This window comes from Vibrio sp. 704 (assembly GCF_033339295.1).
The window spans coordinates 62,229-82,718 of the sequence record NZ_JAWOUH010000003.1; the positions used below are offsets into that span (position 1 = coordinate 62,229).

The window sequence follows — 20,490 nt, forward strand, 5'->3', positions numbered from 1 at the left end:
CTTTCTATTCGAATTGTTTAGGTTAATAATTTGTTGCAAGTTTCAAGGGGCGGTGCTAATTTGTTCCGAATTAGAGAGGGCGGAGTCCCTTAATTGCAGTGACAAAAACACAGGGAGTAGGGCGCATGAATGATGTACCAGCGCTAGATATAAAAGACCTGCACAAAACATTTGGACAAAATGAAGTTTTAAAAGGCATTTCACTTGCCGCGCACAAAGGAGATGTTATCTCCATCATTGGCTCTTCCGGCTCAGGTAAGAGTACCTTTCTCAGATGTATCAACTTGCTAGAAACGCCTACCGCGGGCGAAATTTGGGTAAATGGTGAATTAATCCAAATGAAGAACAACAGAGCAGGTGAATCTGTTCCTGCTAATGAAAAGCAAGTCCAACGTATTCGCTCACGCCTGGCAATGGTTTTCCAAGGTTTCAACCTCTGGTCTCACCTAACCGTACTAGAAAACGTGATTGAGGCGCCTGTTCATGTCTTAGGCGTGCCAAAAGCTCAAGCGATTGAAAATGCAGAAGTCTTGCTTAAGAAAGTAGGCTTGTATGAGCGTAAAGATTATTACCCTGGGCACTTATCTGGCGGCCAGCAGCAACGTGCAGCTATTGCCCGTGCGCTAGCAGTTGACCCAGAGGTGATGTTGTTTGACGAGCCAACTTCTGCGCTTGACCCAGAACTTGTAGGAGAAGTTCTGGGGGTAATGAGAGATTTGGCAGATGAAGGGCGAACTATGCTGGTGGTCACGCACGAAATGGCGTTTGCGCGTGACGTATCAAACCATGTGATGTTTTTACATCAAGGCTTAGTGGAAGAACAGGGAAATCCAGCTAAGCTATTTACAAACCCGGATTCAGAACGATTACAGCAGTTTATCTCATCCATTTACTAATATTTGTTAGGCGGCAGACTATTGCCTCCTAAGCCAACACAACAAACAAAACGAAATAAAATAGCAATCACAGGAGTATGGAAATGAAAAAGTGGTTATTAGCAGCAACGATTGCTGCAACGGCTGTATCAGGTGTTGCCCAAGCGAAAGAATGGAAAACAGTTCGCTTTGGTATCGAAGGTGCTTACCCTCCGTTTAGCTGGACAGAAACTGATGGCTCAATAAAAGGCTTTGACGTAGACATGGCAAATGCACTCTGTGAAGAGATGCAAGTGAAGTGCAAAATCGTCGCTCAAGATTGGGATGGTATTATTCCTTCTCTGCTTGCACGTAAGTACGATGCCATCATCGCAGCAATGTCTATCACTGAAGAGCGCAAGAAAAAAGTCGATTTCACTGGCAAGTACGCACAAATTCCAAATAAATTTATCGCTAAGAAAGGTGCGGGTCTAGATTTTGATAATCTTAAAGATGTCAAAATTGGCGTGCAACGTGCGACGACACATGACAAGTACTTAACTGACAACTACGGCGATGATGTTGAAATTGTGCGTTATGGCTCTTTTGATGAAGCGTATCTTGATCTAGAAAATGGTCGAATTGCTGCTGTTTTAGGTGATGCTTCTGCTCTAGAAGAGGGTGTGATCAACAAAGCAGGTGGCGAAGCTTATGAGTTTGTTGGACCATCGTTAACCGATCCAAAATGGTTTGGCGAAGGTATGGGTATCGCTGTTCGTAAACAAGACAAAGATCTAACGAAGAAACTCGACGCAGCAATTATTTCACTACGTGAGAAAGGTGTTTACCAAGAAATTGCTGGTAAATACTTTAACTACGATGTGTACGGTGAATAAACCGTAATTAAGCGACCGTTGGCTTGTTCCTAGAAGTAGTCAACGGTCGATTTTTTGAGTTTAGGGATTAGGAACTCACCTATGCTAGATTTACAAGGATACGAAGCTTCGATTTTGAAAGGAGCTTTAGTAACAATAGAAGTTGCAGTGCTTTCACTCATTCTCGCCATGGTCTTAGGCATGCTTGGCGCATTAGCTAAGTTAGCGCCTTACAAATGGGCAAGGGCGATTGCCACTCTTTACACCACCGTCATTCGCGGCATTCCAGATTTGGTTCTGATGATGCTAATTTTCTTTGGTGGACAAATACTTTTAAATAACAGCCTTTACTCCATCAACGAAACGCTCAACGAGTGGTTTGCCTCGAGTGATCCAAACCATGAATGGACGTCTTACTTACCTGATTATATTGATGTCAGCCCATTTATAGCTGGTGTACTCACGATTGGTTTTATCTTTGGCGCCTACATGGCGGAGACTTTTCGTGGAGCGATCATGGCGGTGGACAAGGGTGAATTAGAAGCGGCGAAAGCTTATGGGATGAGCTCTGCTTTATCGTTTAGAAGAATCTTGCTTCCTCAGATGATTCGTCATGCATTACCTGGATTTGGTAATAACTGGTTAGTGTTACTTAAGACCACTGCGTTAGTTTCCATTATTGGTCTGGATGACATGGTGAGAATGAGCTCATTGGCAGCAGGTACGACCAAAATGCCGTTCACCTTTTACATGGCTGTCGCGCTCATCTTTCTATTTTTTACCAGCGTTTCGACCGGGCTACTCAAGCTTGTTGAGCGTAAGTTCAGTATTCATGCGAGGTAAGTTATGGACTTTTCTTTGATTATTGAAAGCTTTCCAACTTATCTTCAGGGGCTTTGGACAACAGTTTGGTTAGTGGGATTAGCGTTGGTTATTGGCTTGTGTGTCTCTATCCCATTAGCCGTGGCACGCAATAGTACCAATTACGCTCTAAGCTTACCTTCTTGGGGATTCATTTACTTTTTCCGTGGAACGCCGCTATTGGTTCAGCTGTATTTGATTTACTACGGTATGGATCAGTTTTTCCCTGTTAAAGACACCTTGTGGGAGAACGCTTGGTTCTGTGCTTTGGTCGCTTTTATTCTTAATACATCGGCTTACACCGCAGAAATTATTCGTGGTGCGATTAATGGTTTGCCGAAAGGTGAGGTGGAAGCTGCGAAAGCCTATGGCATGAGTAAGTTTATGACATACAGACGTATTATCTTGCCGAGTGCATTGCGTCGAGCATTACCAGCTTATTCCAACGAGGTCATATTTATGCTGCACGGAAGTGCAGTCGCGGGCATCGTTACCATCATGGATTTAACTGGTGCTGCGCGTCTAGTTAACTCGCGCTACTATGCACCATTTGAGTCTTTCCTGACGGCGGGGCTGTTCTACATGGCACTGACGTTTATGATTTTGTGGTGTTTCAAAGTGGCAGAGAAGCGTTTCTTAGCTTATCTGCGTCCTTTAAGCTAATTATCAATAGAGGCAATAGCACCGGAGTGGGTGCTATTGCTTTTGATAATTTTGTTATCTTCATTCCTATTTTTCCAGCCGATGTAAAAGACTCTTTCTTATTATTCATTAACTTACATTAACATTCGATAAACTCATTGTTTAGTAAGTAAAAATGAAAAAAACAATTCTATCGTTGGGCATTGCCGCCTTAGCCACAGGATGTGGTGGGGGAGAGGGAGAATCACAACCTAATGATCAAGTAAAACCAACGCAAGCTCCAGTTCAACAAGCTCTGGAAACTGGTAATGCACTGCTCGTTTCTGACCCGAGCGATTTCATTCGAGAAAGTCGTCAGGTTGTAGAAGCCCACAAGATGCAGTCGAATACGATCAAATCTGCAATTGCGAAAAGCCTTTCAGGTCTTTATTGGGATCCAACCCATGATGCCGCGATCTTGGCACCTCAGTATGGCTTCAACGACACCATCTTGATGACCAATAAGGCCATGGCAAGCGGTTACAAAGATCAAGCTCTGTCAATTGGCGTTGCCGGGGATAAGTCTAATGGTCAACGTTACGCACTATTAGGTAGTAACCCATTTAGAACGGCACAACGTTTTCCCGACTCTTCCAACGCGGCGATGACGCAATGGTTAAGTAACCTGGTCACTTGGTTGTCGGGTGGAGTTACTTCAAACGTCGTCATCGCGCAAATGGATCAGTCTTATTACTTTCCGGATGAGCAAGCGACTCGGAATTGGCTGAAAGACAATGTTTCACAAGAGCTGGCGTTTAACGAGGCCAACCTATGCGATGGTTCGAAGCTACTTAGCTGCTTGCAAACCAATACTCCAAACTTATTGATCTTGTCACAGCATCTGCAATCTGGAGATACCAACAAACCAGTACTCGAAGCTTTGGAATACGCTGAGCAAGCCCAAATTCCTGTTCTATACCTGCATTGGGATGGAGGACTAACTGATCTTGGCCAAGACATTTTGGAAAAATTCCATGTTGATTATGTGGGAGATAACTATTGGCGTAAGTTAGGCTTGGTCGACTGGGAACCTTCATCGTTGATGAACGTTGTGCCGGACTCTGTCATCACACAACAAGCGCTGTTGTCTCGTTTTGAATCTCAAAATTTCAACGTTGACTTGTCAAAGTGTGATGACAAATCCTGCCCTGACACTGCGAATATGGACAGTCAATTTTATGCAGGGGCAAACAGCATTCGCCATTGGTTGCAAAAGCTTGATGAACAAAAAGTAGATTTGTTTAATCAAAACGGCTACCAATACGAAAAACTCATGGTATTGCTGGCTGATCATTATCGTCAAACGGTTGTCTTCCCGATGGACAAACAATCAACCCAAATGACCGAATTCCTAAAGTCGTACTTTGCCGATTACGTGCAATACAACAGCCGAAGCGTAAACCCAAAACAACCAAATATGGGGAACTTCAGCCGTAGTGAGTTTAGCCCTGACATAAAGAGAATCAGTGCAACGATTAATATGGAATCAAAGCGTAACTTCCGTTCGGCTGGTGTGTATGCGCTTCCTGGGGAAACCTTTACGGTTAAACGTAATGACAGCAATGATGTGGCGACTAAGATTGTCATCAACACTTTAAGAAGTGGTGCAACTCATGAGTTCAGCAAAGATGGATACACGCGACCAAAACTGCTGACTTCATTCGGCTATGAAGTAAAGCCGGGTGAAACCATCACGCTGACTTCTCCTTATGGTGGTCCAGTACAGGTTCACTTTGACAAAAATGATGTTCCGGTTGAACTGAAATTTAATCATGTGGCACAGCATCCAGTTTGGAGAAGTGAGAAGGACAACGACGCTTTTATTCAACAGTTAGAAGCCAATTTATTCGATTGGGCTGAGCTGATCACTCCTGGGTTTGAAGTACACTCAAAGCGCGACAAAATGTTGGAGTCGGTCAACGATGAAATGTGGTCTACCCCTTCGGAAATGGCGCTTGCAACAGAAGAATATGTTCACAACTACCCGCATGTGCTGGCAGGTTTCCAAGGGCCGGGCATAGATGAAGTGCCTGAAATTATTCAATACGCCCAAAACCAAGGTTGGGAAATCGCCAATATTGATATAGTGAAGCACATGAACGCTGACCAAGCGACGTGTGGTTATGGTTGTTCGGGTAACCCTTACGATGCTTACTGGTCATTCAGCCCACTCGGTCACGGTGATTTACATGAGCTTGGTCATGGTTTAGAAAAAGGTCGATTCCGATTTTCAGGCTGGGAAGGGCATTCAACGACCAATTACTACTCGTATTACAGTAAGTCTCGTTTCTTCCAGAATACGGGAAAAGTTTCAACTTGCCAAAGCTTGGATTTCAAAGGCCAGTTTGAATTATTGCAAGCTAGCCGAACTCAAGCGGATCCAAACGCATACATGGCTGCGCAAAATCAAACCAGTTGGAGTTGGGGCGCTCGTGTTTACATTCAAATGATGATGGCGGCGCAGCATGAAGGTGTGCTTAAAAATGGTTGGCATTTATTGGCGCGCTTGCACCTGATTGAACGTGAGTTTAACCGCTTAAAATCGGACGACGCGCTTTGGGATGAGAGACGATTGAGCATTGGTTTTGCCAACTACTCTCGGGAAGAAGCAAATAGCATCTCGAACAACGACTGGTTGCTTATTGCTCTGAGCTACATCTCTCAGCGAGATATGACTAGCTATCTCGATATGTGGGGGTTCTCGTTCACAGAAAAAGCGAAACAGCAGGTTGTGGCGCTGAATCTACCGCCGATGCCGCTCACTTACTTTGCAAGTAGTAATACAGGCTACTGTCTGAACGAATTTGCTCAAACACCGATAACTATTGATGGTCAAACGGTTTGGCCGCTAAATCAGTGATTAACTGGTAATTTGTATGAAAAGGGAGACTGAGTCTCCCTTTTTATTGGACTAAGCTTAGCGTTGAGTCTCGCTTATAGCTTTGCAATATATTACTTAAATGTTGACCAGATTGGTGCGTGATCTGAAGGCTTCTCGATACCACGAAGCTCATAGTCGATACCAGATTCAATACACTTTTCCGCTAGAGAAGGGGTTGCCAAAATGACATCAATTCGTAGGCCACGGTTATCATCAAAACCGCGAGAACGGTAGTCAAACCACGAAAATTGATCGTTCACCTCTGGGTATAGCTTACGGAAGGTGTCCACAAAGCCCCAGTCTAGTAAGGTTTTCAACCATTCGCGCTCTTCAGGTTGGAATGAACATTTACCTGTTTTTAGCCAACGTTTACGGTTTGGTTCGCCGATACCGATATCTGCATCAATAGGGCTGATGTTGATGTCACCCATAACAATCAATTGCTCGTCGTTATTGTGATGATCGTTTAGGTAGGTCATCAGATCTTTATAGAATTGGCGCTTGTATGGGAATTTGGTTTCGTGGCTGATGTTATCCCCTTGAGGGAAATAGCCGTTTAGCACAGTGACCTTTTCGCCGTTTTCATTTAAAAACGTTGCCATGATCATGCGCTTTTGATGTTCCTCGTTATCCGTCGGGAACCCTTTTTGTACGTGTAGAGGCTCTTGCTTACAAAGCATTGCTACGCCGTAATGTGCTTTTTGACCATGAAAATACACTTTGTAGCCCATGGCTTCGACAGCTTCAATCGGGAATGCTTCATCGTGAACTTTAATTTCCTGAAGACCAATCACATCAGGTTGGTGTTTGTCGATTAGCGCTTGGAGTTGGTGCAGTCGCGCACGTAGTCCATTGATGTTAAAGCTGATTACTTTCATTATTTATCCTTTTTGGGGCGTACTTTTGTATGAATAGTATCATTGTGTAAGAGCACTGAAAATGAGTCTCGGTGAAAGGATTGAAACGCTCTGAGCTACTTTGCTTTTAATTTGTTTTCTAAGTCGTTTTGCACGATCTTTAAAGCGTTAAGCGCAACTTCTGGATCTATCTCATTGCTCTCAAGCAAATAGATTAAATCGACAGCCAGTTTGATCTCTTCAGGTGCGTCATCTAAAGGCGAGGTTGGTTGATCAGCCATTATTGATGTTTTTCCCTATGTGTAATTTGGTTCTCTAGCTTAAGAAGTGCTGCTTCACAACGCGCTAAACGTTGCTCGGTTGCTAGTAATACTTTTTGAGCGTCGGCACGCATAAAACTAGGAGCGCTTTCGACAGCACGTTCTTTTTCTAACACCATCTCGCGCAAGCGTCTTGCCCACTCTTGATGTTGAGCGAGCTCCTGATAAAGCACGTTGATAGGCTTACGGAAATGGCTGCTATGTTTGATTTCATTCTTACGAATTTTAGTGGTAGAAATCTCGCGTTGAATCGCACCGATTTGCGCCACTAACCGTTCAGTGAGGTACTCAGCACGCAAAGCGGTGAGCTTACCTTCATTTTGCTCACGCACAATCGCATCCAGCGTGGCTTTTGCTTCTTTTACGCAAGGAGTAAGTAAGCGAGAGCGGCAACCAAATAAACGCTCATCAAAAAGCGGAACATGATGTTCGCCTCTTTGACGGTCAAGAACAGCGGCTTGCTTCGCCATTTGTTCTAGATTTTCCTGGAGTTGAGAAATGTTCATGACAAACCTACAAACCATGCGTCATAAGCCAATTTAATAGCTAGTATGCTGACGACAGTAACAAATACAGGACGAATGAATTTAGAACCAAATCTAATAGCGGAGTGCGCGCCAACAAAAGCACCAGCCATTAAACATACTCCCATTGTTAAGCCTAGCACCCAGTTGATATGTCCGAGGAATGCAAAAGTGATCAAAGAGGTAAAGTTACTGGTAAAGTTCATTGCTTTTGCTAAGCCAGAGGCGAGCAAGATATTCAGCCGGTACAGCGCCATTGAACTTACTGTCCAAAAAGCCCCAGTTCCAGGCCCTGCGAGTCCGTCGTAGAATCCTATGGATAAGCCTTGCATGTACTGTTTTTTATGAAGTTTTGGGCAAGGCTCGGGTATTGGACTTTGATGAGCAGAGTGGGGTGTTTTATGAAAAACGGTATACAACGCTGCCGCCAAAATAACAAGCGGCAATCCTTTTTCCAGCCAATCCGTACTAATCGCATCTACAAATAGCGTACCTAATGTCGCTCCGACGAGTGTTGCCACGAATGCACGCCTCCAGCATTGAGGTTTGAATAGACGTTTTTTGTAGTACGTAAATGCTGCAGTAGAAGAAGCAAAGGAAGCGGCAAGTTTATTGGTGCCTAGTGCAATATGAGGCGGCAAGCCTAGCGAAAGTAGAGCAGGTACGGTAAGCATGCCACCACCACCGGCAACTGCATCAATAAATCCTGCGACAAAAGCGACAAGCGCCAACACCAACAGCATGGTTGGCTCAATCATTTCCATAAATGGTGATTCTTCTAATATTCTATTTTACGTTTAAATGGAGGTAGTGAGTCGATTAAGGCTTGTCCGTATCGCTTAGTGACTAGGCGTCGATCAAGAATCGTTACTCTACCAGAATCTCTCTCTTTACGCAGTAAGCGACCTACGCTCTGGATCAGCTTTTTGCTTGCGTCTGGTACAGTTATTTGCATAAACGGGTTTCCTCCTTTTTTCTCAATGTATTCGGAATGAGCCTGCTCAACAGGGGAGGTTGGAACGCCAAATGGAATTTTTGTAATCACCAAGTTTTCAAGTAATTCGCCAGGTAAGTCTAGCCCCTCAGAGAAACTGCCAGTACCAAATAAGACGCTGGTTTTATTTGATTCTATTAACTTTTTATGTTTTTTTAGAATTTCTTGACGTGAGCTTTCACCTTGAACTTGCAACGCCCAGCCTTTTTTTATGAACTCCGAAGAGAGTGCCTTCGCGACTTGGTTCATCTGCCAATAGGATGAGAATAATACTAAGTTGGCTTTCTTGTCTTCCAAGTACTTAGGCAATATCTCGATAAGATATTCAGTAAATTGAGGCGCTGGTGGTTCATATTTCATCGCAGGGATGAGCAATTCTGCCTGGTTTTGGTAATCGAATGGTGACGCAAGCGCTAAAAACTGAGTGCCTGATTCTGGTTTTCCATCAATACCAACCTGATGGCAAAAGTAATGGAAAGAGTTTAATGCACGCATCGTTGCGGAAACCAAAATGGCGCCAATACATCTGCTCCAAATCTGTTGGTCGAGTTGCCATCCAATTTCAAGTGGCGAAACACTCACAATGAAATCACCCTCGCGATCGGGGTGGGTTTCTAACCAGCGAGCTAAAGGCGCACCTTTTTCACGAGTTGGTTCAGCCATTAAATGCCATACTTGCGCTAGGTTTTCTAACCTTTGAATGTAGAAACCGAGCTCTGCAAGCGCTGGTTCAGCCAACCTTGTCGCAAGCTCCCCGTCTTTTACTCTTTCCGCAATAAGGTCGGCAATTTTTGCCACGCTCTGATTTGCTTTTTTACTGAACTGTTTTAGTTCTTTGGATTGGTTCTCTAGCCACTCAGGTAGTTCACCGTGTTCGAAGCGGTAGATACCCTCTTCAAATTGAGCTAGGTCGAACTGTTTGGGCAATTGAGTCAGTGCCGGTATCAAGTTCTGAACCGCGTCTTGAAGGTCGTTGCGAAATCGAGCTACGCGTTTCTCGTCTGCGAGTGATGAAAACTTACTAATCGACTGATTTAACTTCTCAAGCCATGCTGCCGCACCTTTTAAACTCGCAGATGCTGAAGCATGGTCACGAGCGACGTGAGGTAAGTGATGTGCCTCGTCGAAGACGTATATCGTATTTTCTGGCTCAGGTAAAATCACGCCGCCACCTAAATCTGCGTCTGCCATGACGAGAGAGTGGTTAGCAATGATGACATCGTTTTTATCCAACTCTGAGCGCGCTTTTTGGAATGGGCAGCCGCGGTGGCCTGGTAAACTGTTATTGCAACTGTGTTTATCACTGACAATCAGTTGCCAAAGCTTATCGTCGATGGGTTTAGGCCAAGAATCACGGTCACCGTCCCATTTACCTTGCGCAAGAGAGCGATGCATTGTTTCTAACAGCTCTATATCTTTTTGCTTAGGTTTGGTTTCAAACATGGCTAACTGGCCACCATCAGCACCGCTAGCAGTAGCGAGCTTTTCTGCACAACAATAGCGTTGACGGCCTTTTGCCAAAATAAAAGAAAACTCTCGGTCGGTAATCCGACGAAAAAGAGGGAGGTCTTTATTTATGAGCTGCTCTTGCAGAGCGACGGTCGCCGTTGAGATAACCACTTTTCTATTGTTATGTACAGCCACGGGAATGGTCGCCATTAGATAGGAGAGCGATTTACCAATTCCAGTCCCTGCTTCTGCAACGAGTATTCGGTTAGATTTGTGATACTGACCGCACAGCGTTTTTGCAATCTCTGCAACAAGGTAGTTTTGTGCTCTTCTAGGCACAAAGTTATCAAGTTGATCTTGAAGGTTTTGATAGCTATTACGAATCGATTTTTGAATGTTACTGGTCAGCATACGGGCCTCAAATGCGTTGGAGGCGAATAGTAGCACACATCACTAGTTGTACAGTAGTTCACAAAACGGAATGCTTTTATAAGGAATGTAGATCTCCTTCACAAAAAAATATTGAACCTTATCTTAATGAAATTAATTTCATTATATGAAAAATATAAAACTCCAACTTGGTCTGATTTGTGGGTTTTTATTCTTTTTTTTGTTTTTTTAAATTTACTTATTGGATTAAAAAACCATTTGTTAATAATTTTGTAAATTACAAATAATAATGGAGATTGGTTAGATGTTCGTCGAATAAATAAAGGTAAACTTATCAAGTTATTGTTTTATAATGGTATTTTGTTTTTTTTACATTGGTATTTAGAAAATTTGACAGCCAGAATAATCTTTTGCACTCTTAGCTCCAGATTTTGAGGAGGTGCTGTATAACGTTTTGTTAACGCTCTACCTCAAACATATAAAAAAAGGGAACCGGACAAGGATATCCCGAACTAAGAAAAGGCAGTGGATTAATTATGAAAAAAACTCTATTAGCACTAGCTGTAGTTGCGTCTGCAACTTCAGTGAACGCAGCTGAAGTATTCAAATCTGAAGAAGGTTCTGTAGATTTCTACGGTCAGCTACGTCCAACTCTTCTATTCACAGAAAAAACTGATCACACAGCAGAGCTAAACACTAGCTCTTCTCGTACTGGTGTGAACGCGGTTTACGTTGTTGACGAAAGCCTAAAAGTTCTGGGTGAAGTTGAAATCGGTGTTGCTCTAGGTGACAACTACGACGCAGGTGCTGATTCAAGCGAGCGTACAGATGACTCTGTATACGTACGTCGCCACATCATCGGTTTTGATATGGGTGATATGGGTACTCTTCGCTTCGGTAAAGAAGGTACTTGGGCTGATGACGTATACTTCGCAGATTACTCTTACTTCTTCGGTGGTAACGCAGCGGAAACTGCATACGGTCACGCTTGGAACAACGATTCTCAAATCAAATACGCTTACGAAAATGACGCGTTCTGGCTAAAAGCTGGTTACGCGCTAGGCGAAAAAGATTCTAACGAAGAAGTACTAGAAGTATTCGTTGGTAAATCTTTCAACGACCTATCTCTACACGCTGGTGTACTTACTGCGAACAACGACATCAACGTAACTAAAGAGAAAAAACTAGTTCTTAATGGTGTAGAGCAAACAGTTTCTCACACAGAGCGTACTGATAACGAAAACCTATCTTTTGAAGTAACTGCTGAGTACGCACTAAACGAGCACACTCTAGGTGCTACGTACTACTACAACGAAAACGAAGATAAGCTAGGTAAATCAACAGTTGATTCACACTACATCGTTGTAGCTGGTATGTTCGCTGTTGCTCCTAAAACAACTCTATACTCTGGTTACGAGTACCTAGCTCAGTCTACTGACGAAGCAGGTAAAGTAGACGCAGACTCTTCTTGGTTCTACGCTGGTGTTGAATACAAGTTCTCTAAATGGGCACGTGTATTCGCAGAAGCGGGTTACACTTTCGAAGGTACTGACTTCGACAACAAAGACACAGACGACGCAACTAACTTCGGTGTTGGTGCTCGTTTCTACTGGTAATCAATACCCAGTTTGATATTGTAAGACCCAGCTATATGCTGGGTCTTTTACTATGAAGATAAGGATGAAAAATTCTATGCAGTTATCATTAAAAGTGGCAATGGCACTGTCTATTTTTGCCAGTACAAACCTCTACGCTGCAACGACTTTAGTGGTTCCAGAAGACGTGAAGTTATTGGCCGTCAACATGGAGAAGCCAGATCTAGAAGGTGGTCTTTTTTCTAGTGAGAAGACAATCGAACTACCTGACGGAACGAATCAAATTGTCTTCAAATATCAACCTACATTCGAAATTAACGAAAACCTTAAGACGGTTTACAGTGATGTAATCGTTGCTAAATTTGATGCTGAAAACGAAAAGCTAACGTTTGAACTGCCAGAGTTTAAAACTCTTCGCCAAGCGCAAAACAACATCTCGCCTCTAGATTGGCAATTACTGGATACCAAAGGCCAACCTATTGCTTTGGTCGAAGATGTATTAGAGTCAGATGGTGTTCAAATTGGTCGTAATTACCCTCAAGAATCTCGCAACTACAATATTGCTGGCGGTATCGCGAGTGTTGCCGTTAGTTATGTAACTGTGAATCAGCATCAACAATCAGTAAGTGATATCGAGCCTCGAGTTGAGACTAGTGATACCCGTTCAACAGCCGCATCGAACGACAGCCCAATGGTTGATGTATTAAAGACGATGTACCAGAAAGCGTCTCCGGCGGAAAAAGAGGCCTTTAAAAACTGGCTTGCTGAGCAGTAATCCCTTAGTTCATTAGATAGGGCTTAACTGAAAAAGTACGAATCTAAAAAGCAGGCTTTAAGCCTGCTTTTATCTTTTCTGCTTATTAGAGAGAGATTTCTCTCCATTCACCAGGCATTAGGTCGTTAAGGACGATATCACCCATCGAATGACGAATGAGGCGCAAAGTAGGGAAGCCAATGTGCGCAGTCATGCGACGCACCTGACGATTTCTTCCTTCAATAATGGTAATGGCTAACCAAGTGGTAGGGATATTTGCGCGAAAACGAACCGGAGGCGTTCTGTCCCAGACTTGTGGTTTTGGAATAACTTCAACTTCGGCTGGTAGAGTCATACCATCTTTTAGCTCTACTCCCTTTCTCAATTTTTCAAGATCTTGCTCCTGAGGAGCGCCATCAACTTGAACCCAATAAGTCTTCGGCGATTTTGACTTTGGCTGCGTTAGCTTCGCCTGCAAGATGCCATCGTTAGTGAGTACCATCAAACCTTCGCTGTCTCGGTCCAATCGGCCAGCCGCATAGACATTTTTGATTGGGATATAGTCCGCTAACGTTTTGCGACCATCGCCATCGGTAAATTGACTGAGCGTATCGTAAGGCTTATTGAAAATAATGACTTTACGATCTTTAGGGGCCACTTTTGGCTTTTGGCTTTTTGTTGGGCGATTAGGGCGGCGGTCTTGCTGAGTACGAGTCTTCGAGCCATTGCGAGCTCCTGAGTGTTTAAAATGGCCCGTTTTAGACTGGTTACGACTGCGACCTTTTTCCTGACCTGTACGAGATGACATGTTAACTACCCTGCAAAAATGTAAATGAACTGTGTTTGAAAGTTTTAAGTTTTCTCATGATCGGATATGATTTGCGCGCCTAAAACTAACAAACGCGCACAGAATGATAGACTAATTCGTGTTATTTGTTTAATTATATCAGTGCACTCATGGATTCAGAGCTTAGAGCTTCAAACTACAACAAAGAGTGCGAACCGCATGTGGCGTTAGTGAGGAGACATGTACTGCTAACGCGCAGCAATGCGTCAATTAAACCAACTCAGACGCTGAGTTGATCAGCCAACAAGTTGATTAAAAAATAGGGAAATTTCATGCCTACAGAAAAACCTACAATTATCTACACCATCACTGATGAAGCGCCGGCGCTAGCAACTTATTCATTACTACCAATCATTCAATCATTCACAGCATCGTCTGGCATCAATGTAGATACTCGTGATATTTCACTAGCAGGTCGAATTATCGCTAACTTCCCAGAGCATCTAAAAGAAGAACAGCGCATTGGCGATGCGTTGACTGAGCTTGGTGAACTAGCTCAAACTCCAGAAGCAAATATCATCAAGCTACCTAACATTTCAGCTTCAGTTCCTCAGCTTAAAGCGGCGATTAAAGAGCTTCAGGCGAAAGGTTACGATTTACCAAACTACCCAGAAGAGCCGAGCACGTACGAAGAGAAAGCGATTAAAGCGGCTTACGACAAAATCAAAGGTAGTGCGGTTAACCCAGTACTTCGTGAAGGTAACTCAGACCGTCGTGCTCCGACTTCGGTTAAGAACTACGCGAAGAAAAACCCACACTCAATGGGTGCATGGTCAGCAGAATCTAAGTCTCATGTTGCGAGCATGTCAGACAATGACTTCTTTGGTAGCGAAAAGTCTACAACTATCTCTGGTGCAACAGAGGTCAAAATCGAGTTTGTCGGTAATGATGGTACAGTTAAAGAGCTTAAGTCTGCGTTCCCATTACTAGATAAAGAAGTCATTGATACTTCAGTAATGAAGAAGAAGGCGTTGGTTGAATTTTTCGAGAAAGAGATTGCTGAAGCGAAAGCACAAGACGTGCTGCTGTCTCTTCATATGAAAGCGACGATGATGAAAGTTTCTGACCCTGTCATTTTCGGCCATGCCGTAAAAGTTTACTACAAAGACGTTTTCGATAAGTACGGTAAGCTGTTTGAAGAGCTAGGCGTTGATGTAAACAATGGCATCGGTGATGTTTACTCAAAAATTGAGTCTCTACCTGAAGCGCAAAAAGCAGAAATTGAAGCGGCCATTCAAGCGGTTTACCAAACTCAACCAGAACTTGCGATGGTTGACTCTGATCGTGGTATCACAAACTTACATGTACCAAGTGACATTATTGTAGATGCTTCTATGCCAGCAATGCTTCGCTCTTCGGGTCAAATGTGGGGACCAGATGGTAAACAAAAAGACACCAAAGCGATGATTCCAGATCGTAGCTACGCAGGTATTTACCAAGCGGTTATTGATTTCTGTAAAGAGCACGGCGCATTTGATCCAACCACTATGGGTAGCGTACCTAACGTTGGTCTAATGGCTCAGAAAGCTGAAGAGTATGGTTCTCACGACAAGACATTCATTCTAGACGCTGCGGGTACTGTTCGCGTTGTTGATGCTTCAGGTAACGTACTGTTAGAGCAAGCGGTTGAAGAAGGTGATATCTTCCGTATGTGTCAGGTTAAAGACGCACCAATCCAAGATTGGGTTAAACTAGCAGTGACTCGCGCACGTGCAACAGGTGTTCCAGCTGTATTCTGGCTAGATGAAAACCGCGCGCACGATGCTGAGCTCATCAAGAAAGTAAACGCCTACCTACCAGATCACGATACTGACGGTCTAGAGATTAAGATCCTATCTCCTGTTGAAGCTTGTAAGTACTCACTAGAGCGTATGAAAGCGGGCCTAGATACTATCTCTGTTACAGGTAATGTTCTTCGTGACTACCTAACAGACTTGTTCCCAATTCTAGAGTTAGGTACGTCTGCTAAGATGCTATCTATTGTTCCATTGATGAATGGTGGTGGTCTATTTGAAACAGGCGCTGGTGGTTCTGCTCCTAAGCACGTTCAACAAGTAGAAAAAGAGAATCACCTTCGTTGGGATTCTTTGGGCGAGTTCCTAGCGCTTGCAGCTTCGTTAGAGCATTTAAGTGTAGCGACAAACAATCCTAAGGCTCAGGTTCTCGCAGATACACTAGATAAAGCGACCGGTGAGTTTTTAGACACCAACAAATCTCCGTCACGCAAAGTGGGTGAGCTAGATAACCGTGGAAGCCACTTCTATCTTGCACTTTACTGGGCGAAAGCGCTTTCAGAGCAAACGGATGATGCGGATCTTGCTGCTGAATTTGCACCAATTGCAAAAGCGCTGTCAGAGCAGGAAGAAACGATCGTTGCTGAGCTAAATAATGCGCAAGGCGTGAAAGGTGAGCTAGGAGGTTACTACTTACTAGACGATGCATTGGTTTCTAAATTGATGCGTCCAAGCGAAACCTTTAACGCAATCATTAACAAGTAAGTTAGTGTAAAAACACGTCGTTTTCGGCGTGTTTCCTATCCTGTAAGTGAGTTGTAAGTGTTCCTTTTGTAACACGTGCTCTAAATAGTAAGAAACCCGCTATCTTGGCGGGTTTATTTTTCTCTTCAAAACATCAACGTGGCGTTTCGAGAGCAATATTTTTATATTTCGACAGCGCTCTAATTATTTGGCTTGGCCTTCAAGAGGCACGACGCTACTCGCGTGACAGCCTTTGGGACCTTTTTCAATCTCGTAAGAGACTTGTTGGCCTGCTTTCAGTGTACGATAACCGTCCATCTGGATAGTTGAGTAGTGGGCAAAGATATCTCCCTCTTCTTCATCTGAACAAATAAACCCAAATCCTTTGGCATTGTTAAACCACTTTACTGTACCTGTAGCCATGCTTTACATCCCTCATGCATTTTTTACTGATGTTGTTACTGCAACCAAGTTATACCTTTAACTTGGTACTACCATTGTCAGCGAATGCCAACAAACGTCAAATCAATGATAAGTCACATTCATCAAACCACTTAAAGAAGAGAGGTTTCAAAATGATGATTTATGCATCGACACTTTCCACTGTAGTCAATGAATTTCGACAGTCAATAGCAGTGAGCAACAAACAGAAACATAATTGAAAACAAATCACTTTTGAGATTAACAAATTTGCAAACAGTTTTTCGTATATACGCAGAAGTTTAGTCAATTTGCCTATGAAGTGGCTCATACTGAAAAAGCCATACTGTCCGTGTTGCTTATGGGAGAAGAATCCTCTGACTGAATAAAAAATGAAGTTTTCGTGATAATTACCGTATTCTCAATGAGGAAGTGTGATCCAGATAGAAGATGATGGGGTGGTTTGCAATAGTCCGAAAGCAATAAATAGAAAGTTCTTTTATAAGAAAAAATGTGTAACTTATCGACAAGCATCTTTTATTTGCGCCGTATCAAGACGTGCATTAGTCTCTATATTAGGTAGCAACTTTTATCGATCAAAGATCGAATTCGGTGCCATAACTCACTACACCGCGCTGCGTGCTTGTGGTAGATTGTTTTTATAGGTCGAAAACATCAACCCTTTGATACGATATCTTTAGATTGCCATGAGTAAAAATTTTGAATGGGTCACTCCGGACTCTGATCTTCTGGAGCGAGAAAGTACGAAAGTCCAGCCACCTAAGCTGTACAATGTCGTACTCAATAATGATGACTATACACCTATGGATTTCGTCATAGAGGTGCTTGAGCGATTTTTCTCACATGATATTGATAAAGCAACTCAAATCATGCTTCAGGTCCACTATGAAGGAAAGGCAATTTGCGGCACATACAGCGCAGAAATTGCCGAAACAAAAGTAGCGCAAGTTACGATGTACGCAAGGGAAAATGAACATCCGCTACTTTGCACTATGGAGCAAGCGTAAACAAAGAAGACTTGCTCGAACAACCCCAGTTGTTTTTTCGGGAGGTACTTATGCTAAATAAAGAACTAGAGTCAAGCCTTAACGGTGCATTTGCTCGGGCGCGAGATAAACGCCACGAGTTTATGACTGTCGAACACCTCCTACTTGCATTGTTGGAAAATGATGCAGCTAAGGAAGCCCTTCTAGCTTGTAAGGCGGATCTTGACGCTTTACGTAACGAACTCGATATTTTCATCGATCAAACTACGCCTCTTATCCCAGATAGTGATGAGACGCGTGAAACGCAGCCGACTTTGAGTTTTCAACGTGTACTACAACGCGCCGTCTTTCATGTACAGTCGTCTGGTCGTAATGAAGTAACAGGCGCCAACGTGCTTGTTGCTATCTTCAGTGAGCAAGAGTCGCATGCCGCTTACCTTCTGAAGAAAAATGACATCTCCCGATTAGATATTGTTAACTTCATCTCCCACGGTATTACTAAAGCATCAGGTGCAGGTGAGGATTCATCATCAGACTCGTTTAGCTCAGAAAGTGTTGAAGAGCCTAATTCTGAAGAACGCCTAGAAAGCTTTGCGACGAATCTTAATCAAGTCGCTAAAGATGGAAACATCGACCCACTCATTGGACGTGATAAAGAGTTAGAGCGCACTATTCAGGTACTTTGTCGACGCCGCAAGAATAATCCACTACTAGTGGGTGAGGCAGGGGTTGGTAAAACAGCCATTGCGGAAGGTCTTGCATGGCGAATTGTCGAAGGGCAGGTCCCTGAGGTTATTCAAAACAGCGTGATTTATTCACTAGATATTGGCTCTTTGCTCGCTGGTACCAAATATCGCGGTGATTTTGAAAAGCGCTTCAAGGCGATTTTGAAACAACTTGAAAAAGAAGAAGATGCCATTTTGTTCATCGATGAAATACATACCATCATCGGTGCAGGCGCGGCATCTGGTGGTCAAGTCGATGCAGCAAATCTTATTAAGCCTCTTTTAAGTAGTGGTAAGTTGCGTTGTATTGGTTCGACGACATACCAAGAATACAGCAACATTTTCGAGAAAGAGCGTGCGTTGTCTCGCCGTTTCCAAAAGATAGACGTTGTAGAACCTTCATTAGATGACACAACTAAAATCTTGATGGGCTTGAAGCCGAAGTACGAAGCTCACCATGAAGTACGTTATACCAATAAAGCACTGCGTGCCGCGGTAGAACTGTCGGCTAAATACATTAATGAACGCCATCTACCAGATAAGGCCATTGATGTCATTGATGAAGCTGGTGCTCGTAGTCGTCTTGCTCCTGCAAGCCGTCGTAAAAAAACGGTCGGAGTGGCTGATATCGAATCAATGGTTGCCAAAATGGCGCGAATTCCAGAGAAGTCGGTTTCTTCTTCAGATAAAGACATTTTGAAAAACTTAGATAGCAAAATGAAGATGTTGGTATTTGGTCAAGATAATGCGATTGATGCATTATCCGAGGCGATCAAGCTGACACGTGCAGGTTTAGGTGTAGACAACAAACCTGTTGGTTCATTTTTGTTTGCAGGCCCAACAGGGGTTGGTAAAACAGAGGTGACGGTGCAGTTATCTAAGCTTCTAGGTATCGAGCTACTTCGTTTTGATATGTCTGAGTATGGTGAGCGTCACTCCGTAAGTCGCTTAATTGGTGCGCCTCCTGGTTATGTCGGTTATGACCAAGGTGGTTTGCTAACTGATGCTGTTATTAAGCACCCACATTCAGTCGTATTACTTGATGAGATTGAAAAAGCGCACCCTGATATCTTTAACCTGCTGTTGCAAGTCATGGATAACGGTACGCTAACGGACAACAATGGTCGCAAAGCAGACTTCCGTAATGTCATTCTTGTTATGACAACTAACGCAGGAGTGGCGGAAACCGAGAAGAAATCAATTGGTTTGATTCAACAAGACAACAGTCATGATGCAATGGCGGAAATTAAGAAGGTGTTTACTCCTGAGTTCCGTAACCGTCTTGATAACATCATCTGGTTTAACAGCCTTGATGAAAGCGTTATCCATCAAGTGGTTGATAAGTTCATTGTTGAACTGCAAGTGCAACTTGATGCGAGAGGCGTTTCAATGGAAGTATCGCAAGACGCTCGCCATTGGTTAGCACATAAAGGTTATGACAAAGCTATGGGGGCTCGCCCAATGGGGCGTGTTATCCAAGAACAGCTTAAGAAGCCTTTGGCTAACGAACTGTTGTTTGGATCTTTAGTTGACGGCGGTACAGTGAAAGTAACGCTGGTCAACGATACGCTTGAGTTTGAATACTTAAGTGAGAAAGAGACAGCGATGCATTAATCGTTAGTCGGTAACAAACGCAAAAGCGCACGAGAAGATCGTGCGCTTTTTTATCTGAACTAAATCGGAAAAAATTGTGCAATAAAAAACGGAGCAGCTTGCTCCGTTTTTTATTGCATCCGAAAATCAGAGATTAACGAGCGCGGAAGACGATGCGGCCTTTTGACAGGTCGTATGGAGTCATCTCTACAGTTACTTTGTCACCCGTTAGGATACGGATGTAGTTCTTACGCATCTTGCCAGAGATGTGAGCAGTCACAACGTGACCGTTTTCAAGTTCAACACGGAACATAGTGTTTGGTAGAGTGTCAAGGACTGTGCCTTGCATCTCGATTACGTCTTCTTTAGCCATTTAATCCTCTTTA

18 protein-coding genes are annotated in these 20,490 nt (G+C 43.4%); 10 read left to right on the forward strand and 8 right to left on the reverse strand.

The window, feature by feature from the left end; genetic code table 11:
- The first annotated feature begins 125 nt into the window (after window positions 1-125).
- The 5 genes from R7R24_RS06320 (at window position 126) to R7R24_RS06340 (ending at window position 6,131) form a co-directional block, all read left to right on the forward strand.
- Window positions 126-896 (forward strand): ABC transporter ATP-binding protein, encoded by a 771-nt coding sequence (locus tag R7R24_RS06320; RefSeq protein WP_005378438.1) that lies wholly within the window; start codon window positions 126-128, stop codon window positions 894-896.
- Window positions 897-979: 83 nt separating this feature from the next.
- Window positions 980-1,750, forward strand: a complete 771-nt coding sequence (locus R7R24_RS06325) for an ABC transporter substrate-binding protein (RefSeq protein ID WP_005378437.1) — start codon at window positions 980-982, stop codon at window positions 1,748-1,750.
- A gap of 81 nt (window positions 1,751-1,831) precedes the next feature.
- Window positions 1,832-2,572, forward strand: coding sequence for an ABC transporter permease (locus tag R7R24_RS06330; protein WP_005378436.1), 741 nt, complete (start codon window positions 1,832-1,834; stop codon window positions 2,570-2,572).
- Between the two features lie 3 nt (window positions 2,573-2,575).
- Window positions 2,576-3,253, forward strand: a complete 678-nt coding sequence (locus R7R24_RS06335) for an ABC transporter permease (protein WP_005378435.1) — start codon at window positions 2,576-2,578, stop codon at window positions 3,251-3,253.
- 154 nt (window positions 3,254-3,407) lie between these two features.
- A complete protein-coding gene (locus R7R24_RS06340; RefSeq protein WP_054577979.1) occupies window positions 3,408-6,131 on the forward strand; it encodes an ImpA family metalloprotease in 2,724 nt (907 codons plus the stop codon).
- Between the two features lie 92 nt (window positions 6,132-6,223).
- Here R7R24_RS06340 and xthA read toward each other — a convergent pair whose 3' ends face one another.
- The 5 genes from xthA to dinG all read right to left on the reverse strand — a co-directional run bounded on the left by xthA (window position 6,224) and on the right by dinG (window position 10,707).
- A complete protein-coding gene (gene xthA / locus R7R24_RS06345) occupies window positions 6,224-7,030 on the reverse strand; it encodes an exodeoxyribonuclease III (RefSeq protein WP_005378433.1) in 807 nt (268 codons plus the stop codon).
- Between the two features lie 95 nt (window positions 7,031-7,125).
- Complete coding sequence (gene rsmS, locus R7R24_RS06350; protein ID WP_005378432.1) at window positions 7,126-7,290, reverse strand: pleiotropic regulatory protein RsmS; 165 nt, start codon at window positions 7,288-7,290, stop codon at window positions 7,126-7,128.
- Entirely contained in the window at window positions 7,290-7,835 is a 546-nt protein-coding gene (locus tag R7R24_RS06355; protein WP_005378431.1) for a primosomal replication protein, read from the reverse strand. Before R7R24_RS06355 ends, rsmS begins: the two co-directional genes overlap by 1 nt.
- A complete protein-coding gene (locus R7R24_RS06360; protein WP_318119473.1) occupies window positions 7,832-8,617 on the reverse strand; it encodes a sulfite exporter TauE/SafE family protein in 786 nt (261 codons plus the stop codon). Before R7R24_RS06360 ends, R7R24_RS06355 begins: the two co-directional genes overlap by 4 nt.
- Window positions 8,618-8,631: 14 nt before the next feature.
- On the reverse strand, window positions 8,632-10,707 hold the full coding sequence (gene dinG, locus R7R24_RS06365) for an ATP-dependent DNA helicase DinG (RefSeq protein WP_054577977.1): 2,076 nt from the start codon (window positions 10,705-10,707) through the stop codon (window positions 8,632-8,634).
- A gap of 515 nt (window positions 10,708-11,222) precedes the next feature.
- Here dinG and R7R24_RS06370 point away from each other — a divergent pair.
- A complete protein-coding gene (locus R7R24_RS06370) occupies window positions 11,223-12,302 on the forward strand; it encodes a porin (RefSeq protein WP_005378424.1) in 1,080 nt (359 codons plus the stop codon).
- A 76-nt stretch (window positions 12,303-12,378) separates the two neighbouring features.
- Entirely contained in the window at window positions 12,379-13,056 is a 678-nt protein-coding gene (locus R7R24_RS06375; protein WP_017634732.1) for a DUF2057 family protein, read from the forward strand.
- Window positions 13,057-13,141: 85 nt separating this feature from the next.
- On the opposite strand, the gene R7R24_RS06380 is transcribed toward R7R24_RS06375, so the two are convergent.
- A complete protein-coding gene (locus tag R7R24_RS06380) occupies window positions 13,142-13,843 on the reverse strand; it encodes a pseudouridine synthase (RefSeq protein ID WP_017634731.1) in 702 nt (233 codons plus the stop codon).
- A 311-nt stretch (window positions 13,844-14,154) separates the two neighbouring features.
- On the opposite strand from R7R24_RS06380, the gene R7R24_RS06385 reads away from it, so the two are divergent.
- A complete protein-coding gene (locus R7R24_RS06385; RefSeq protein ID WP_005378404.1) occupies window positions 14,155-16,380 on the forward strand; it encodes an NADP-dependent isocitrate dehydrogenase in 2,226 nt (741 codons plus the stop codon).
- Between the two features lie 183 nt (window positions 16,381-16,563).
- Here the strand turns inward: R7R24_RS06385 and cspD are convergent, their stop codons facing one another.
- Window positions 16,564-16,782 (reverse strand): cold shock domain-containing protein CspD, encoded by a 219-nt coding sequence (gene cspD, locus R7R24_RS06390; protein ID WP_005378407.1) that lies wholly within the window; start codon window positions 16,780-16,782, stop codon window positions 16,564-16,566.
- 704 nt (window positions 16,783-17,486) lie between these two features.
- Here cspD and clpS point away from each other — a divergent pair.
- Window positions 17,487-17,807, forward strand: a complete 321-nt coding sequence (gene clpS, locus R7R24_RS06395; protein WP_005378419.1) for an ATP-dependent Clp protease adapter ClpS — start codon at window positions 17,487-17,489, stop codon at window positions 17,805-17,807.
- Between the two features lie 50 nt (window positions 17,808-17,857).
- Window positions 17,858-20,125 carry an ATP-dependent Clp protease ATP-binding subunit ClpA gene (gene clpA / locus R7R24_RS06400; protein ID WP_005387879.1) on the forward strand — a complete coding sequence of 756 codons (2,268 nt, stop codon included), beginning with the start codon at window positions 17,858-17,860 and terminating at the stop codon, window positions 20,123-20,125.
- Window positions 20,126-20,258: 133 nt separating this feature from the next.
- Here the strand turns inward: clpA and infA are convergent, their stop codons facing one another.
- Window positions 20,259-20,477, reverse strand: coding sequence for a translation initiation factor IF-1 (gene infA, locus R7R24_RS06405; protein ID WP_001040192.1), 219 nt, complete (start codon window positions 20,475-20,477; stop codon window positions 20,259-20,261).
- Window positions 20,478-20,490 lie beyond the last annotated feature (13 nt).

Excerpts from the sequence above, each read along its gene's own strand:
- R7R24_RS06340 (WP_054577979.1), top strand. The coding sequence starts at position 3,408 with ATGAAAAAAACAATTCTATCGTTGGGCATTGCCGCCTTAGCCACAGGA.
- clpS (WP_005378419.1), top strand. The coding sequence starts at position 17,487 with ATGAGTAAAAATTTTGAATGGGTCACTCCGGACTCTGATCTTCTGGAG.
- R7R24_RS06360 (WP_318119473.1), bottom strand. The coding sequence starts at position 8,617 with ATGGAAATGATTGAGCCAACCATGCTGTTGGTGTTGGCGCTTGTCGCT.
- R7R24_RS06330 (WP_005378436.1), top strand. The coding sequence starts at position 1,832 with ATGCTAGATTTACAAGGATACGAAGCTTCGATTTTGAAAGGAGCTTTA.
- R7R24_RS06370 (WP_005378424.1), top strand. The coding sequence starts at position 11,223 with ATGAAAAAAACTCTATTAGCACTAGCTGTAGTTGCGTCTGCAACTTCA.
- dinG (WP_054577977.1), bottom strand. The coding sequence starts at position 10,707 with ATGCTGACCAGTAACATTCAAAAATCGATTCGTAATAGCTATCAAAAC.
- clpA (WP_005387879.1), top strand. The coding sequence starts at position 17,858 with ATGCTAAATAAAGAACTAGAGTCAAGCCTTAACGGTGCATTTGCTCGG.
- R7R24_RS06380 (WP_017634731.1), bottom strand. The coding sequence starts at position 13,843 with ATGTCATCTCGTACAGGTCAGGAAAAAGGTCGCAGTCGTAACCAGTCT.
- R7R24_RS06335 (WP_005378435.1), top strand. The coding sequence starts at position 2,576 with ATGGACTTTTCTTTGATTATTGAAAGCTTTCCAACTTATCTTCAGGGG.
- xthA (WP_005378433.1), bottom strand. The coding sequence starts at position 7,030 with ATGAAAGTAATCAGCTTTAACATCAATGGACTACGTGCGCGACTGCAC.
- R7R24_RS06355 (WP_005378431.1), bottom strand. The coding sequence starts at position 7,835 with ATGAACATTTCTCAACTCCAGGAAAATCTAGAACAAATGGCGAAGCAA.
- R7R24_RS06385 (WP_005378404.1), top strand. The coding sequence starts at position 14,155 with ATGCCTACAGAAAAACCTACAATTATCTACACCATCACTGATGAAGCG.
- R7R24_RS06320 (WP_005378438.1), top strand. The coding sequence starts at position 126 with ATGAATGATGTACCAGCGCTAGATATAAAAGACCTGCACAAAACATTT.
- R7R24_RS06325 (WP_005378437.1), top strand. The coding sequence starts at position 980 with ATGAAAAAGTGGTTATTAGCAGCAACGATTGCTGCAACGGCTGTATCA.
- infA (WP_001040192.1), bottom strand. The coding sequence starts at position 20,477 with ATGGCTAAAGAAGACGTAATCGAGATGCAAGGCACAGTCCTTGACACT.
- R7R24_RS06375 (WP_017634732.1), top strand. The coding sequence starts at position 12,379 with ATGCAGTTATCATTAAAAGTGGCAATGGCACTGTCTATTTTTGCCAGT.
- cspD (WP_005378407.1), bottom strand. The coding sequence starts at position 16,782 with ATGGCTACAGGTACAGTAAAGTGGTTTAACAATGCCAAAGGATTTGGG.
- rsmS (WP_005378432.1), bottom strand. The coding sequence starts at position 7,290 with ATGGCTGATCAACCAACCTCGCCTTTAGATGACGCACCTGAAGAGATC.